Origin of the sequence: Paenibacillus sp. DMB5, assembly GCF_001517085.1 — a bacterium.
GTDB lineage: Bacteria > Bacillota > Bacilli > Paenibacillales > Paenibacillaceae > Paenibacillus_AQ.
Window position 1 is genome coordinate 33,192 of the sequence record NZ_LRAC01000100.1, and the last position, 15,551, is coordinate 48,742.

General features: G+C 53.5%; 13 protein-coding genes. 8 read left to right on the forward strand and 5 right to left on the reverse strand.

Translation table 11 applies throughout. The features are described from left to right. The first annotated feature begins 163 nt into the window (after positions 1–163). Both AWJ19_RS10915 and AWJ19_RS10920 read left to right on the forward strand, forming a co-directional pair. A complete protein-coding gene (locus AWJ19_RS10915; protein WP_241781695.1) occupies positions 164–2,443 on the forward strand; it encodes a heavy metal translocating P-type ATPase in 2,280 nt (759 codons plus the stop codon). Between the two features lie 186 nt (positions 2,444–2,629). Further along, entirely contained in the window at positions 2,630–4,660 is a 2,031-nt protein-coding gene (locus AWJ19_RS10920; RefSeq protein ID WP_241781689.1) for a methyl-accepting chemotaxis protein, read from the forward strand. A gap of 83 nt (positions 4,661–4,743) precedes the next feature. Here the strand turns inward: AWJ19_RS10920 and AWJ19_RS10925 are convergent, their stop codons facing one another. From AWJ19_RS10925 to AWJ19_RS10935, 3 genes are all read right to left on the reverse strand, one after another. Then, positions 4,744–5,706, reverse strand: coding sequence for an L-lactate dehydrogenase (locus tag AWJ19_RS10925; protein ID WP_068723662.1), 963 nt, complete (start codon positions 5,704–5,706; stop codon positions 4,744–4,746). A gap of 333 nt (positions 5,707–6,039) precedes the next feature. Next, positions 6,040–6,546 carry a cytochrome c biogenesis protein CcdC gene (locus AWJ19_RS10930; RefSeq protein WP_068723784.1) on the reverse strand — a complete coding sequence of 169 codons (507 nt, stop codon included), beginning with the start codon at positions 6,544–6,546 and terminating at the stop codon, positions 6,040–6,042. Between the two features lie 176 nt (positions 6,547–6,722). Then, positions 6,723–6,983 (reverse strand): GlsB/YeaQ/YmgE family stress response membrane protein, encoded by a 261-nt coding sequence (locus AWJ19_RS10935; protein ID WP_068723663.1) that lies wholly within the window; start codon positions 6,981–6,983, stop codon positions 6,723–6,725. A gap of 281 nt (positions 6,984–7,264) precedes the next feature. On the opposite strand from AWJ19_RS10935, the gene AWJ19_RS10940 reads away from it, so the two are divergent. Next, positions 7,265–8,320 (forward strand): lactonase family protein, encoded by a 1,056-nt coding sequence (locus AWJ19_RS10940; RefSeq protein WP_068723665.1) that lies wholly within the window; start codon positions 7,265–7,267, stop codon positions 8,318–8,320. Between the two features lie 74 nt (positions 8,321–8,394). Here the strand turns inward: AWJ19_RS10940 and AWJ19_RS10945 are convergent, their stop codons facing one another. Further along, entirely contained in the window at positions 8,395–10,695 is a 2,301-nt protein-coding gene (locus tag AWJ19_RS10945; RefSeq protein WP_157889988.1) for an alpha/beta hydrolase, read from the reverse strand. Positions 10,696–11,073: 378 nt separating this feature from the next. Between AWJ19_RS10945 and AWJ19_RS10950 the strand changes: the two genes are divergently transcribed. From AWJ19_RS10950 to AWJ19_RS10965, 4 genes are all read left to right on the forward strand, one after another. Beyond that, on the forward strand, positions 11,074–12,201 hold the full coding sequence (locus tag AWJ19_RS10950; RefSeq protein ID WP_068723667.1) for a sulfate ABC transporter substrate-binding protein: 1,128 nt from the start codon (positions 11,074–11,076) through the stop codon (positions 12,199–12,201). 138 nt (positions 12,202–12,339) lie between these two features. Next, the gene (cysT, locus tag AWJ19_RS10955) at positions 12,340–13,179 is read left to right on the forward strand and encodes a sulfate ABC transporter permease subunit CysT (protein ID WP_068723668.1); all 840 of its coding nucleotides are present in this window, start codon (positions 12,340–12,342) and stop codon (positions 13,177–13,179) included. A gap of 17 nt (positions 13,180–13,196) precedes the next feature. Continuing rightward, on the forward strand, positions 13,197–14,060 hold the full coding sequence (cysW, locus tag AWJ19_RS10960; protein WP_068723670.1) for a sulfate ABC transporter permease subunit CysW: 864 nt from the start codon (positions 13,197–13,199) through the stop codon (positions 14,058–14,060). A gap of 102 nt (positions 14,061–14,162) precedes the next feature. Next, positions 14,163–14,384 carry a YezD family protein gene (locus AWJ19_RS10965; RefSeq protein WP_068723672.1) on the forward strand — a complete coding sequence of 74 codons (222 nt, stop codon included), beginning with the start codon at positions 14,163–14,165 and terminating at the stop codon, positions 14,382–14,384. A gap of 117 nt (positions 14,385–14,501) precedes the next feature. On the opposite strand, the gene AWJ19_RS10970 is transcribed toward AWJ19_RS10965, so the two are convergent. Next, positions 14,502–14,810, reverse strand: a complete 309-nt coding sequence (locus AWJ19_RS10970) for a hypothetical protein (RefSeq protein ID WP_068723674.1) — start codon at positions 14,808–14,810, stop codon at positions 14,502–14,504. Positions 14,811–15,068: 258 nt separating this feature from the next. Between AWJ19_RS10970 and AWJ19_RS10975 the strand changes: the two genes are divergently transcribed. Next, on the forward strand, positions 15,069–15,497 hold the full coding sequence (locus AWJ19_RS10975) for a GNAT family N-acetyltransferase (RefSeq protein WP_068723675.1): 429 nt from the start codon (positions 15,069–15,071) through the stop codon (positions 15,495–15,497). The last annotated feature ends 54 nt before the right edge of the window (positions 15,498–15,551 follow it).

Here is a 15,551-nt window from a genome sequence, read left to right on the forward strand (position 1 = left end):
ATCTAAAATAAAGGGCTAACTATGCAGTTTCTGCATTGACACTGTAAGTTTTAGGAGAATATAATGTGTTTAAGTTAACATATGAACAAATACTCATATATAGTTGGATCTAAGGGAGATGAGTCATTTGAGTACGGCTGAGGGTCTGGTGAAACGAAAGTGGATGCTTGACGGGCTGGATTGTGCAAACTGTGCAATGAAAATTGAGAATAAGGTCAGTAAGATTGAAGGCGTCTCCTCCTGCTCAGTCAATTTTGCCATGAAGACGATGACTGTGGAAAGTACTGCTGATCTGGCGGACAGCATCTCCGAGCAGGCCCGGCAGACGGTAACGAGCCTTGAGCCGCATGTGAAGGTGCGGGAACTGAAAGCAGGAGGCGTCCGCAGGAAGACGCAGCCGGGAGCAGAGTCCCGGGCTGTCCAAGAACATGAGGACGTAGACTCCGGCTCTAACGGGCATGAGCACTCCCACGGGCACGGGCATGCCCACGGAGACGCCGCCGCCCACAGGCACGCCCACAGCGATGACACCCGCGGTCATGGGCACGCCCACGAAGATACTGCCCATGGCCACAGCCATGATCACGGCGCAGGAGATACCCGGCGCATCGTGCTGAGGCTTGCCGGAGGCGGGATTCTGGCCGCTGCAGCCATGCTGCTGCCGCTCGGCGGCCTCCCGGAGCTGCTGCTTTTTCTGGCCGCATACCTGATTGTCGGCGGAGAGGTCGTTCTGTCGGCAGCCCGCAATATTATCCGCGGCCGGGTATTTGACGAGAATTTCCTGATGGCGCTGGCGACAATCGGGGCCTTTGCCATCGGCGAATATCCGGAAGGCGTGGCCGTCATGCTCTTTTACCAGGTAGGTGAGCTGTTCCAGGGCATGGCCGTGAACCGCTCCCGCCGGTCAATTACGGCGCTGATGGATATCCGTCCCGAATTCGCTTATCTGAAGGACGGCAGCGGGCTGCGGCGGGTGCCGCCGGAGGAAGTGGAGATCGGGGATATCATTGTCGTGAAGCCGGGTGAGAAGGTGCCGCTCGACGGAACCATTCTGGAAGGCAGTGCGATGATGGATACCTCTGCACTTACCGGGGAATCGGTGCCGCGTTCAGCTGAGCCGGGCAACCAGGTGCTGAGCGGCTTCATTAACCGCAACGGCGTAATTACCGTAGAGGTTACACAGACTTTCGGGGAATCGGCAGTGTCCAAAATTCTCGAGCTGGTGCAAAATGCATCCAGCAACAAAGCCAAGACGGAGAATTTCATCACCAAATTCGCCCGGGCTTACACGCCGCTGGTTGTCATTACAGCATTGCTGCTGGCTGTTGTTCCCCCGCTGGTGATCAGCGGAGCGACCTTTTCGGACTGGATATACCGTGCTTTGGTCTTCCTGGTCATTTCCTGCCCATGCGCGCTGGTCGTCTCGATCCCGCTTGGCTTCTTCGGCGGAATCGGTGCCGCTTCGCGCAGCGGAATCCTGGTCAAGGGCAGCAATTATCTTGAAGCGTTAAACGATGCAAAGCTCGTAGTCTTCGACAAGACCGGCACACTGACCAAAGGGCAGTTTACTGTAACGGGAATCTATCCTGCTGAAGGCTTTACAGACGAAGAACTGCTGCGGACGGCCGCATATGCCGAGAGCCATTCCAGCCATCCGATTGCCGAATCGGTCCGTGCAGCTTACGGCCAGGCAATTGACATGGATATAGCGGAGGATTACGACGAGATCTCAGGACACGGGATTTCAGTTACAGTAGAGGGCAAGGCAGTGCTGGCCGGAAATGCCAGGCTGATGGAGCGTGAAGGAATTACAGCGAGTGTGCCTGTGCAGAACGGAACGGTTGTTCATCTGGCAGTGGACCAGCGGTACGCCGGACATCTGATTATCGCCGATGAGGTGAAAGAGGACTCGCTTCAGGCAGTCAAAGCGCTTAAAGCGCTCGGTATCCGTAAAACGGTAATGCTTACCGGTGACACCAAAGCGGTGGCTGAGGCTGTCGGAACACAGCTTGGGATTGATGAGATTCATGCCGGCCTGCTGCCGCAGCATAAGGTTGAGGCGATTGAGCGTCTGGAGCAGGAGAAGGTCAAGCGGGAAAATATTATTTTTGTAGGCGACGGCATTAATGATACCCCTGTACTCGCGCGGGCTGATGTCGGAATTGCGATGGGCGGGCTCGGCTCGGATGCAGCCATTGAAGCGGCGGATATTGTGATCATGACGGATGAACCGTCGAAGATTGCCGCGGCAATCGGAATTGCCAAGCGTACACGGCGTATTGTCTGGCAGAATATTATTTTTGCCCTCGCGGTCAAAGGGCTGTTCCTCCTCCTGGGCGCATTCGGGATCGCCACGATGTGGGAGGCCGTATTCTCGGATGTAGGCGTTACTGTACTGGCGGTGCTCAACAGCGTCCGTGCCCTCCAGCTTCCCAAAGAATGAGCTTGATTTTGCCGATAAATTAAAATGAATAAATATGAAAAATAAGCCTGTTTAGATTCCATTATGTGGGACTAAAGGCTTATTTTTTATATGATATATAATGGAAATTGTCTGTTCTTGCCGATATAACAGTATAGATTTACAGCAAATGGAAGCTGCTAACTAATACTGCTGGGAGGACTAAAGGTGGAAAAAGAAGTGAAGCTTTGGACAAAGCTTAGATTGAAAGCAAAAAAGCGCAAAACGGCCTCGATGCAAAGAAAATGGTCCCTGATTATATTGGCCATATCGATTATACCGTTACTCGGATCTACCCTCTTTTTTACAACCTATTTCAGTAAGGTGACCAAGGAAGACAGTGAAGCAATAGCGGAAAAGATCCTTGATATGAATGCCTCACGGCTTAACGAATGGTTAATGTCCAAAACCTCGGCTGTACAGGCGCTGGTCGCCCTGCATCCTGAATTTGATACTTCAGATCCGGAGACGATTTTTCCGGCCATCAAGGTACTTGAAGAAAGCGACATGCAGTCTGAAGGCTACAGTGTTATTAATAAAGACGGTCTGTTGACCAATATGCTGGGCTTAACGGCTGAGATGGGAACTGCGGACTACTTTTTGAAGGCGAAAGAGACGATGCAGCCGGCTGTAGCAGATATGACCTTCCTGGAGCCCCTCAGCAAGTATGTTATTTCCGTAGTCGTCCCGTTTACCGGGGCGGACAAACAGTTTGCCGGAGCCATTGCCTTCTCGGTTACGCCTGAGATGATGAATGAGATGAGCAAGGATATCAAAGTCGCAGAAAGCGGCTACGGTTATGTTGTCTCGGGTGACGGGACCTATTATGCCCATTATGATACACAGCGGATCGGGAAAAACATCGCCGAATACGCCGGCAGCAAGGAAATGAAGGCGGCAACAGAAAAGATTCTGGGCGGGGAGAGCGGCTCGGAAACCTATAAAGGTGAGGATGGCAAGGAGATCATTACGTATTACCAGGCAGTGCCGGGTACGAACTGGAAGCTGATGATCAATGTACCGGAAAACGAAATCTATGCAAAAGTAATCTCGGCACAGACCGTTGCAGGCATCTTTCTGATCATTGTCATCCTGGTAGTTGTGGTCCTGGCCCTCTACCTGACGAGACTGATGGTTAAACCGGTGTCTGCCGTGTCCAAGGTGGTAAAACGGGTTGCCGAAGGTCATTTAAGTGAACGGGTGGCTGTGACCACCAATGATGAAATTGGCCAGATGAGCAAGGGCATTAATGATATGATCGAGGCTTTATCCGGTATTGTCGGGATGATTGATGCAGCAGTGGCTGAGGTGGCCATTTCGGCCAAAGGCCTGCTCGGATATGCCAATGAGTCGTCCAATACCTCGGCGGAGATTGCCGAAGTCATCAAGGAAGTGGCCCATGGAATGGAAGAGCAGTTCAAAGGATCGGAGCAGTCAGCCCGGGCGACGGAAGAAATGGCGGTTGGCCTCCAGCGGATTGCGGAATCTTCGGTGAGTGTATCCGACCAGGCGGAGAGTGTGAACAAGGAAGTAGAGAACGGGTATCTTGGAATCCAGTCTACGCTGGAGCAGATGAAGGTAATCAGCACGACAGCCGGACAGACTTCAGAGCTGATCGCAACTCTTACACAGCAATCCGAACAAATCGGCCAGATTGTCGATGTCATCTCTGAAATTTCCAATCAGACCGGACTGTTGTCCCTGAATGCATCTATTGAGGCGGCCAGGGCAGGTGAACACGGGCGCGGCTTCGGGGTGGTGGCGAATGAAGTGAAGAAGCTGGCTGAGCGCACAAATACGTCCATTGTGCACATTGTTGAGCTGATCCGGCAAATTCAGACCTCGACGGCAAATGCCGCTGCGTCCATGGAGAAGAGTATTGCTGAAATTGGCGACGGTATGGATAAAATGAACCATGTAGGCGCGGCCTTCGAGCACATCCGTTCCTCCATGCGTGAAGTTTCCAACCAGATTCAGGATGTCTCGGCTATCAATGAAGAGATGTCTGCCGGGACAGAGGAAATTACGGCATCCGTCTCGGATATGCTGACGATTGCCAAAGCATCGGCGGAGAATGCGGAGCTGGTTGCCGAGGCTTCTGTAGAGCAGAAAGATCTGATGGGTAAGGTTGTGTCCGAGGCTGAAGCCCTCACGGCCATGATGGCTGAGCTGAAGGAAGAAGTCGGCCGTTACCGTTAAGCTTTCAAATATACTAATTAACCCCCTCCGCAAAGCGCGCAGCGCTAAGCATGAAGGGGGTTCTTTGTATAGCGGAGCGAAGGCTACACCGTTTCTTCCAGCTGCAGGCTTTGGATACCGGCGCGGATGATGCCGCAGGAGGCATTGAATTTGGCGGTCTCCTGATCGCTCAGATTCAGCTCCAGCAGCTCCTGAATGCCGCCGCCGCTAATGATGGCCGGGACTCCGGCGCATACTTCCGTCTGCCCATATTCTCCGTCGAGGATGGCCGAGACGGCGATGATCTTGTGCTCGTCATTGAGGATGGAGCGGGTGATATAAGCCAGCGCGCTGCCGATGCCGAAATGGGTCGAGCCCTTGCGGGTGAAAATTTCCCAGCCGGCGTCCTTGGTCTTGCGGGCAAGATCGTCGAGATCGAGGCTGCTGAACCGCTCCCGGTGCTGCTCCATGATCTGCAGCAGCGGCTTGCCGCCTATCGTGACGTGGGACCAGGCCACGAACTGCGACTCGCCGTGTTCGCCCAGCGCATAGCCGTTGACGCTGCGCGGATCAATAGAGAACACCTCGGAGAGCAGTGTCTTCAGGCGCGACGAATCGATGGAGGTGCCGGTGCCGATCACACGGTGACGCGGGAGGCCGGACATTTTCCATACCATATATGTGACGATATCGACCGGATTGGCAGCCACCACAAAGATGCCGTCGAAGCCGCTGGCCATAATGTCGGTAACAATCTCTTTAGTGATAACAGCGGCGGCGTCCAGCACATCAAGTCTCGTCTGGCCGGGCTTGGGATTCGCGCCGGCTGTCAGGATGACCACATCCATGCTGCCGCAGTCACCGGCAGTTCCGGCATACACCTTGGTTCTGGTTCCTGCAAAATCCATGCAGTGCGAGAGGTCAAGCGCTTGTGCCATGGCGCGGTCATAGGTACGGTCGACCATCATGATCTCATCGCAGATGGCCTGGTTGACCATGGAATAGGCACAGCTTGAGCCTACATTTCCTGAGCCGACGATCGCCACTTTTCTAGATTTCGTTTTCAATTGCCTTGCCCTCACTCTCTAAAAGTAATACCCGGCCCCGCCTGTGAAAGCTGGAGGTTAAGTATGTCTTTATTCTACCTGATCTCACCGCAAGTTACCTGACATCAAAGTGAAAAAACCAGGCTGAAGCATTCAACTTTTGTCACATATTCTACGAAAAACGGGGCTGAGCCGGCTTTTGTATATAACTATTGTATGCGGGAAATGCGAAAGAAGGGATATAAGTTGACAAACCTGCAGCAAATTATATTAGCCGCTGCTGACTCAGCATCTCCAAATAACGGAAAAAGCATCCCCTACCCGGCAAGGATAAGAGATGCTCTTTATAAAGTTCTAGCTCCGCGGCTGGGGAATACGTTCCTGCGGCGGAGACATTAGGGTATAGCGCTTATACATGAAGACCCGCCAATGAAGAATCATACCAAAAGCCAGGATGAAGAACAGGCCGCCGGATTGCGGGACGGATACATACCGGTTGATAAACTCATGGAGTACGGTGCGGACGAGCAGCAGGCCCAGCAGTATGAAGGCGAAGCTCTTGGAACGCTGGGCGTAGATCAGGCCGTTCCGCTCTTCGAACTTGGTGCTGCGGATCAGCGGATAGGCAAAAATGAACCAGCCGGCGATAAAGGCCAGCACTGCCCACCACCATGGAAAGCGGACTTCAGGTACTACAAACATGGCGAAGCCGGTTGACATCCCCAGGGGCGGAATCCATATTTTGCGGAGGGTCACCGGACGCTCGCTTGCCTTCAGGCGGATAAAAATAACCATCAGCGCCATGAAAACGGCTCCCAGCGTAGAGCCTATATGCAGAAGCGAGGGATTGATATTGCCCATCATTCACGTTCCTCTCTGTGATTTGTGTCACTTATTTCTTCATTATAGCAGAAATTTCTTTGTAAACAGAATGCTGGTTAAGAGCAGACACAACGAACCCGCCAGGGATATCCTTGGCGGGTTCATGTACACATTGTGTGTTAAACAGTTTCAAGAGTCGCTATTGACCACTCAGCTTACGAACGGCTGCGTCCGCCAACCGAACGGAGAATCAGGCTGACGATAGCAATCAGGATTACTGCACCGATAATGGATTGGAAGACATAGAAGTCACTGATTCTAGGACCCCAGTCACCCAGCAGCATTCCGCCGAGCCATGAGCCAAGGATACCGGCAATAATATTACCAATAATACCTCCCGGAATGTCTCTGCCCATAATCAGACCTGCCAGCCAACCAATCACGCCGCCTACGATCAACATCCATAGAAAACTCATTTTGCTTCAGCTCCTTTTTGTATGTGTGTGTTGCCTTCGATGGTTACTATTAACCTCAAGCAATGCGTTTAAACCACGTGGATAATTTTGTATTTACGGACTGGTGTGGCATTTTAATATGCCCGGAAAACAGCTGTTTAATACCGGTAAGGTGCCGGGTAAATAAACATGTTATATTGATTTATGAGGCCTGGAACAGAGGCAATCTGCACAGTACAGGGTAAATATTATGTAAGCAACAGCAATTATAGAATGCAGTTTACTGCAAAGGAGACGCGGATATGAAGCAGCCGAATGAAGTCTTATTTTACATTGGTACTTATAATACAAAAGAGAAAGAAGCCATCCTGCTGGGAGCCCTTAATAAAGATAACGGGGAAATGAGGGTGCTGGGCGGGACCGCAGGCATTGAGAATCCTTCCTTTCTGGCTTTGAACAGCTCCGGGACAGTACTGTATGCGGTAAGCGAGCGGGATGAGGGTGAGGTCCACGCCTTTGCCGCTGACGCCGGTACGGGGGCGCTGCAGCCGCTGGGCAGCAGAAGCACGGACGGCGGTGCACCCTGCTATGTATCTGTTTCTCCGAAGGGTAATTACATATTCGTAGCCAATTATACCGGCGGCAATGTGAATGCCTTTCCGGTCAGTGATGACGGCTCACTTGGTGAAATGTCCGGCCAGGTCAAGCATGAGGGCTCGGGAATCCGCCAGGACCGGCAGGATGCACCCCACACGCATTCTGTTATTCCTGACAGCACCGGGGAACGAGTGCTGGTATGTGATCTCGGGATTGATCAGGTGCTGATCTACCGGCTTGTGGACGGCAAGCTGGTTACACACCGTGAGGTAGATCTTCCTCCGGGCTCGGGCCCGCGCCATCTGGCCGCCCATCCGTCAGGACAGTGGATGTATCTGATTAACGAATTGAACAGCACCATTACGGTATTTGCCAACAATGAGCAGCAGGGCGACCTGAAGATTCTGCAGAGCATCAGCTCGCTGCCGGAGCAATATCCGGCCGGCAGTGATGATACGGCCGCAGATATTCACGTTTCACCATGCGGACGGTTCCTGTATGCGTCCAACCGCGGACATGACAGCATCGGCCTGTTCTATATTAATGCAGAGACGGGATTGCTGGAGCCGGGTGACTGGGTGAAATCGGGCGGGCGGATACCGCGCAATTTCGCAATCACCTCTGGCATGCTGCTTGCTGCCAACCAGGAGAGCGGCAATATTGTTTCTTTCCGGATTGACAGGGAGAGCGGCCGGCTGATCCCTACCGGTAACGAGCTGGAGGTTACCGCTCCGGTCTGCCTGGTTCCGGTGCAGCCATAGCACAACAAGTAAGGGCCTTCCCTGCAGCCGGCTGCAGGAGCCTTGAGCAACAATGAATAAAGAATAAGAGCAAACTAATGTAATCCGCCTGGACTCCCGTCCCCGGTATAAAAGCCGATGTCATCCAGCATGATCCGGTCGCCTTCCTCTTGCAGATAAAAGGTGATTTCGGTTAATTCATCGGGATTAAGGGCAGGCTCTTCCGTAAGGAAGCTCTCAAAAGGCAGCTCATACGTCTGGAATACGGCCTCTGACAGGTCGCCGTATTTACCGCCGCTGACCCGCTCCTCCAGCCAGGGGCTGATTGTGAACTCTGTCTGAGGCAGTGGAAGGATGTCCATCACTTCATCCAGCGGCAGCCGGGCGCTTACCTCATTGCTGTCAGTCAGTTCGATCTCGACATCAGGAGCCGGGGCAGCCGAAGCAGGGACAACCGGTTCACTGTCTTCTTCACCAGTGTCGGCATTGCGGTTCGCCATCGAGAAGGTCAGGCCTTCCGCACCGGAGGCGGCCAGCTCCCGGACTACGCTGTCCTTGAGCAGGATACTGTACGAGCCTGCTTCTTCTCCGGCATCGTGCTCCAGCAGGATGCCATAGGTTGCTTTGCTCTTGGACTCGCGGTCCTTGGTCGTTTCCTCGGTCCAGCCCAGACCTGTCACGGCGGCAGTGCCGCCTGTCACTGTATTCTTGTTGCGGTCTTCATCATAACTCGCGACCGGAATATACTCACCGCTCTGGAAACGGCTGAAATAGGCCGTATCCGGCAGCCACTGCAGCCCGCTGCGGTAATTCCGGAATAATTCCTTGTATCCGGTTTGTCCGTGCAGGGTGGTTTCAAGGAATGCAGATACATATACTCTAGCAATCTGCCGCTGTTCATCTCCGTCCATAATCTCTGCCCGGCTTAATAATAAGCCCGCCGGCAGGGACTGGTCATACAGGCCCCAGTCCGTATTGAACTGGCTGTGGTTGGCATCGGCGATATAGAGCGAGCTTTTGAAGGCGGATGAGCCGCCGGAGTAGCTGGAGCGTATATATTGCCGGTCCCCGTAAAAGTCATGCACATCACCGTCCCGCGCACCCTGCAGCGTCAGATAATTGACATCCTTCAGCCGGGCCTGCTGGTCGTCAATGGCTTTATCGGTTGGAGCCAGTGCAATAACGGAGCAGATTGTGAATTGATCTGTGACCGCGAGAACAGGATCATTCTTGAACCAGCGTGCTGCATCGGCAGCCATGGCAACCGCCTGGCCACCGCGGCTGTGGCCCAGCAGGGCCGTTTTTGTATAATCGACCTTCCGGTAGAACGGATTATCCGGCTGCTCCGCATATTCCCCGATCTGCTCCAGATGCTTCAGAATCATCCACGTCCGCACCTTGAAATCATTGTCCGGAATGCCGGACCAGGCCGAATAGTTAAGAAAATTCTCATCCAGCGTGACCGCAATGAAACCCCGGCTGGCCAAAAGTTCCCCCAAATAGGCGTACCCTTCTTCCGAATAATCCTCCATCATGTGGTTGCCGTGTACCATCAGCACCAGCGGAAAGGGGCCGGTGCCTTCAGGCATCCATACCTGGGCATTGAGCGGAAGCGCAGTATAATCGAATCCCCAGAATATCGTCCGCAGCTTAGGCCAGTTCTTGATATAGGCTGAGGCATCGGCAGAACCGGAGGTCAGCCGTACCTCTGAACCATACGCAGCGCGGTGCAGATCATCTCCGCTGCCGTAGGTGAAATGCTCGTAGCTGTAGCTCCCCGGTGCTCCGGGGTCGGCCGCGCTGATTGGAGCAGCATATCCGGCTCCAGCGGTTATGGTATGCTCTGAAGGCTGTCCGGGTCCCATGCCGTACAGCGGCAGCGGAGCCAGCAGCAGGACTGCGGCGAGCAGAACTCCCGACACGGTCCGCCTGCTGCGCAGCAGCCCGGCCGACAGCCCGGCCGCTCCGCCGAGCAGAGCGGCAATGGCTGCAACAGCGGCGGCCGCTTCGATCGTCAGGTCGGAGAAGTACAGAATGAGCAGCACAGCTCCGAAGGAGCTGAGTACAGTACCGGCAAACAGCTTAGGAAAGCGGAGGCCGGTCAGGGACAGCAGCAGGGCAAGAAGATTCCCGGCCAGTGCCAGCACGAGTGTTCCGGCTCCTGCCGCCAATATAATATCCGCCGGAGCTCCCATACCTGTCGGAATTCCCAGGACGGCAATAATAAAGGCCAGCGTGCCTATTGTCCAGGGACCGGCCAGCGCGGTCCTCCATAATGTTGTGTCGTAAGCGTAGGTTAACATGATACGTCTGCCTATTTCCGCGAATATGCGTCTGATCAGCCGCGGTCTTTGCGGCTCCGGCAGCTCTGGAGCATATTCCAAATCCATTCCCATGTTTTTATCCCCCATAAGATGTAGCAATATTATTACTTTACAGCTTTTACAGCTTTGATAACAAGCGGGTCTTGCAGGAACGGCCGCCATTTGCTTCCCGCAGAAAGAGCAGAATGCCATCTTGAAGCCATTTTGAAAAAAAGATTTGACAGGTGGCAGAGATTTCAGTATTATGTGTCTAAACCTACTAAACGGGTAGGAATAATTAAATAAATGTTCTTACCGTACAGACGGAGGAGCGCCCGCTTGAAGCAAGCAGACACGTGTCTACAGGACCGGTTTGACCTGCGATATGTGGGCATTCCTGCGTCTTTTTTTTCTACTAACATGAATTTCAGAGGCATTTCTAATATTAAAAAACATGGGGGAGTGGTTGGAATGAAGAAAGGGATCAAGAAGGGGCTTCTCGCCGGATTTACATTACTGCTGACGGCAGGGCTCACTGCTTGCGGAAGCAACGGCAATACGAACAACAGTGCAAATTCAGCAGCAGGCACGCCTGAGGCAACCAATGCAGGAACGAATGCGGCTGCTACAGCCGAAGCGACAAAGGCGCCGGCAAAAGATCCGGTAGAGCTGCTGAATGTCTCCTATGACCCTACACGCGAGCTGTATGAGAACTATAACAAATCGTTTGCTGCTTATTGGGAGCAGGAAACCGGGCAGAAGGTAACCATCAAACAGTCCCATGGCGGTTCCGGGGCGCAGAGCCGGGCGGTGCTTGAAGGGCTGGAGGCGGACGTTGTAACACTGGCGCTTGGTTATGACATTGATGCACTGGTTGATAAAGGGCTGATTAATGCAGGCTGGGAGAGCAAGTTCGAGCATAACAGCTCACCGTACACCTCGACCATCGTATTCCTGGTTCGCAAGGGCAATCCCAAAGGCATCAAGGACTGGCCGGATCTGCTTAAAGAGGGCGTGGAAGTGATCACTCCAAATCCCAAGACTTCCGGCGGTGCACGCTGGAACTATCTGGCGGCATGGGGTTATGCACTGGATAATAACAATAATGATGAAGCCAAGGCACAGGAATTTGTCCAGGAGCTGTTCAAGCATGTGCCGGTACTGGATACCGGGGCACGCGGAGCTACAACGACCTTTGTAGAACGCGGTATCGGCGATGTACTGCTGGCGTGGGAGAATGAGGCCTATCTGTCCATCAAGGAGCTGGGTCCGGACAAATTTGAAATTGTGAACCCGTCCGAGAGCATTCTGGCAGAGCCGCCGGTAGCGATCGTGGACAAAACAGTCGACAAGCGCGGAACACGCGAGGTATCTGAGGCCTATCTGAACTACCTCTACACCGAGGATGGCCAGAAAATCGCCGCAGAGAACTATTACCGTCCGACACTGGAGAGTGTGAAGGAGCAGTTCAAGGATCAGTTCCCGGAAATCAAGCTGTTCACCCTGGCCGAGAAGTTCGGCACCTGGAAAGAAACCCAGGAGAAGCATTTCAATGACGGCGGGATCTTTGACCAGATTTATGTGCCGGGAAGCAAATAAATAAGATACTGGCTTTTAATAACCGGATGCCTCAGCCGCAAGAGCTGGGGCATTCATGAATGTACGGGCCTGGGGAGCCTGCTCCGTCAGGGACGCTGATCGGTGACAAGCCGAAGGCAGGAAAGGATGGGTGCATAGATGAATGTCATTTCTACGGCTGCAGCACGGCGCAAGGTGCTTCCGGGCTTCGGCATTACGATGGGTTACAGTGTACTGTACCTGAGTCTGGTAGTACTATTGCCGTTGTCGGCGCTGCTCTTCAATTCAACCGGGCTGAGCTGGGCCAAGTTCTGGGATATCGCCACTGATCCCCGGGTGCTGGCTTCCTACCGTGTCAGCATAGGCACTGCTGCGGCTGCAGCATTGGCGAATGCTTTTTTTGGCCTGCTGATGGCCTGGGTGCTGGTGCGTTACGAGTTTCCGGGCAAAAGAATTTTCGACGCCCTTATTGATCTTCCGTTTGCCCTGCCGACTGCGGTTGCCGGCGTTTCCCTGACCGCACTTTATTCCCAAAATGGCTGGATAGGCTCTTTATTTGAACCGTACGGCTTCAAAATCGCCTTCACCCCGCTTGGAATCACGCTGGCGCTGATGTTCATCGGCATTCCCTTTGTTGTGCGGACCGTTCAGCCGGTGCTGGAGGATCTTGACCGGGATATGGAGGAGGCTGCAGCAACATTGGGTGCAAAGCGCGGCCGGACTTTTCTGCGCATCATTCTGCCTGAGGTGTTTCCTGCGCTGCTGACCGGCTTCGCGCTGGCTTTTGCCCGGGGGATCGGTGAATACGGCTCTGTCGTCTTTATCTCCGGTAACATGCCGATGCGGACTGAAATTGCCCCGCTGCTGATTATGTCCAAGCTGGAGCAGTTCGACTACGCCGGAGCGACCGCGGTGGCTCTGCTTCTTCTGCTGATTTCCTTCCTGATGCTGCTGGTCATTAACCTGCTTCAGCGCTGGGCCCGCAAAACTTCACGTTAAAATAAGGAGGAATGAACATGGCAGGAACTGTGCCCATGCATGCTCCGAAGCGGAGAAGCAGCACTGTCTCATCCGCAACAAATGAAAGCTCTATAGTAAAATGGGTGCTCATCGCTGCCGCCGGGCTGGTGATGCTCTGGCTGATTGCCCTGCCGCTGATCGTTGTGCTGACAGAGGCGCTGAAGCGGGGCTGGGACGTCTACTGGGCTGCGCTTTCTGATCCGGATGCGGCTTCGGCCCTAAGGCTGACACTGCTCGTAGCGGCGATTACTGTTCCGCTGAATACCATTTTCGGCGTAACTGCGGCCTGGGCGGTGACCAAGTTCCGTTTCCGCGGCAAAGGCTTTCTTATTACGCTGATTGATCTGCCGTTTGCCGTATCCCCGGTTATCGGCGGTCTGATCTTTGTGCTTGTGTTCGGCTCGAGCGGCTGGTTCGGCTCCTGGCTGAGCGATAATGACATCAAGATTGTTTTTGCCCTCCCCGGCATCATACTGGCGACATTGTTTGTAACCTTTCCCTTTGTAGCACGCGAGCTGATTCCGCTGATGGAGGACCAGGGCACGCAGGAGGAGGAAGCGGCGATCACGCTGGGGGCCAAGGGCTGGCAAATCTTTTTCCGTGTTACCCTGCCCAATATAAAATGGGGTCTGCTGTATGGTATCATTCTCTGCAATGCGCGGGCGATGGGGGAGTTCGGGGCAGTGTCCGTAGTATCCGGCCGGATCCGCGGAGAGACCAATACGCTGCCGCTGCATGTGGAAATTTTATATAACGAATATCAGTTTTCCGCATCGTTCGCGGTTGCTTCCCTGCTGCTGTTACTGGCTTTGTTCACGATGATTATTAAAAGCTGGCTGTTGCGCAAAAATGCTAATTGACAGTGATTGGGTTCCATGCTAAGTTAAAACTCAGTATACAAGTTGGAAATGACGGGATTTAGGCGGAGATAACCCCCTATCCGGGGAAAGGGAGGCTGGAAAATGGCTAAGCCACTGAAGGTGGATGAGTTATGGCTATCACGAATTTCAGAACTGCTGGACAATATGGAATTCGGCTCACTGCATATTGTAGTGCATGAGGGTCAGATTGTTCAGATGGAGCGTACGGAACGCAAGCGTTTCGAGAACAGCTCAGCAAATCCGCGTATCAGTGGGGAAACCGGAAGCCGGCGCACCGACGCCCGTTCGGCGGGACGGGGATAACAAGAAGCGCGTTAGTACTCATCCTATATACAATTGTGCTTGAGATCAAAACGAAACAGAGCAGCGTCTCCTCCAGGTGAGAGGTACGCTGCTCTGTTTTGCTGTAACACGGTTGAATTAATAACGGGGTCTCTGCCGGTTGGCGGACAGGCCTTCAATCAGCAGGACGATAGCGGTAATGGCATGCATGATCCAGCCGACAAACGGAATGAGTGCAACTACCGAAGTGACAATCCCGATGACGTTACCGATATACGGCCCGCGTTCTCTCAGCAGGATGACTACAGCCGCCGCGTGGAGCAGGAAGGCAACGCCGAGCGGCAGCCAGGCGTTGGCGACAACGAAGGTACCCCCGATAAACGGGATGGCCAGAAATGCCTCGTACGCGAAAGTCCCCCATTTAAATAATTTGCCCAGTGATGACATGATGGTTCACCGATCCTTTTCAAGTTATAGTGGAGCCTGATTGTATTACTATTAGTTACCCGTCTTCTTGGACTGAGAATAGGCAGTGATGTCTGTGGCGGAATTCTTTATAGCATACGTTGGAACCGGTGATCCGTTTCAAAATGAACCCCGGGCTTATCCGACCGCCTTGATTGCGGCTGCTGCTGTCGTATATATTGGTTACAGTGCAGGGGACCGGCAGCGGGCTCCTGACAGAGAGCGAGGAGAAGATCAAGTATGAACCATATATCCAAACCGGAAGTACGCCATGAGCTGCCTTCAGTGGAGCAATATCTGGCTCTGCGTGCAGAGGCGGGCCTGAGTCCGATGAGTGCTGCAGGAGCAGCAGCCGGGCTACCGCGTTCCTGTTTTGCAGTTACTGTATTTGACGGGGAACAGCTGGTCGGAATGGGCCGGGTTATCGGGGACGGAGGCTGCTTCTTTCAGGTCACCGACATTGCGGTTAAGCCCGCTTATCAGGGCCGTGGTCTGGGAAAAGCGGTCATGCACGAAATCAGACAGTTTCTTGATACCGTACCGCAGCCGTCCTATGTGAGCCTGATTGCTGATGGTGAGGCCGCGAAGCTCTATGCGCAGTACGGCTTCACTTCTGTTATGCCTGAGTCACAGGGAATGTTTCTGCGGCGGCAGAGCGTAGATAAATAAACTTAGAACGAATTGATGGATAAAGCGGCATGCAAGCTGACGAAAGGTGAGGAA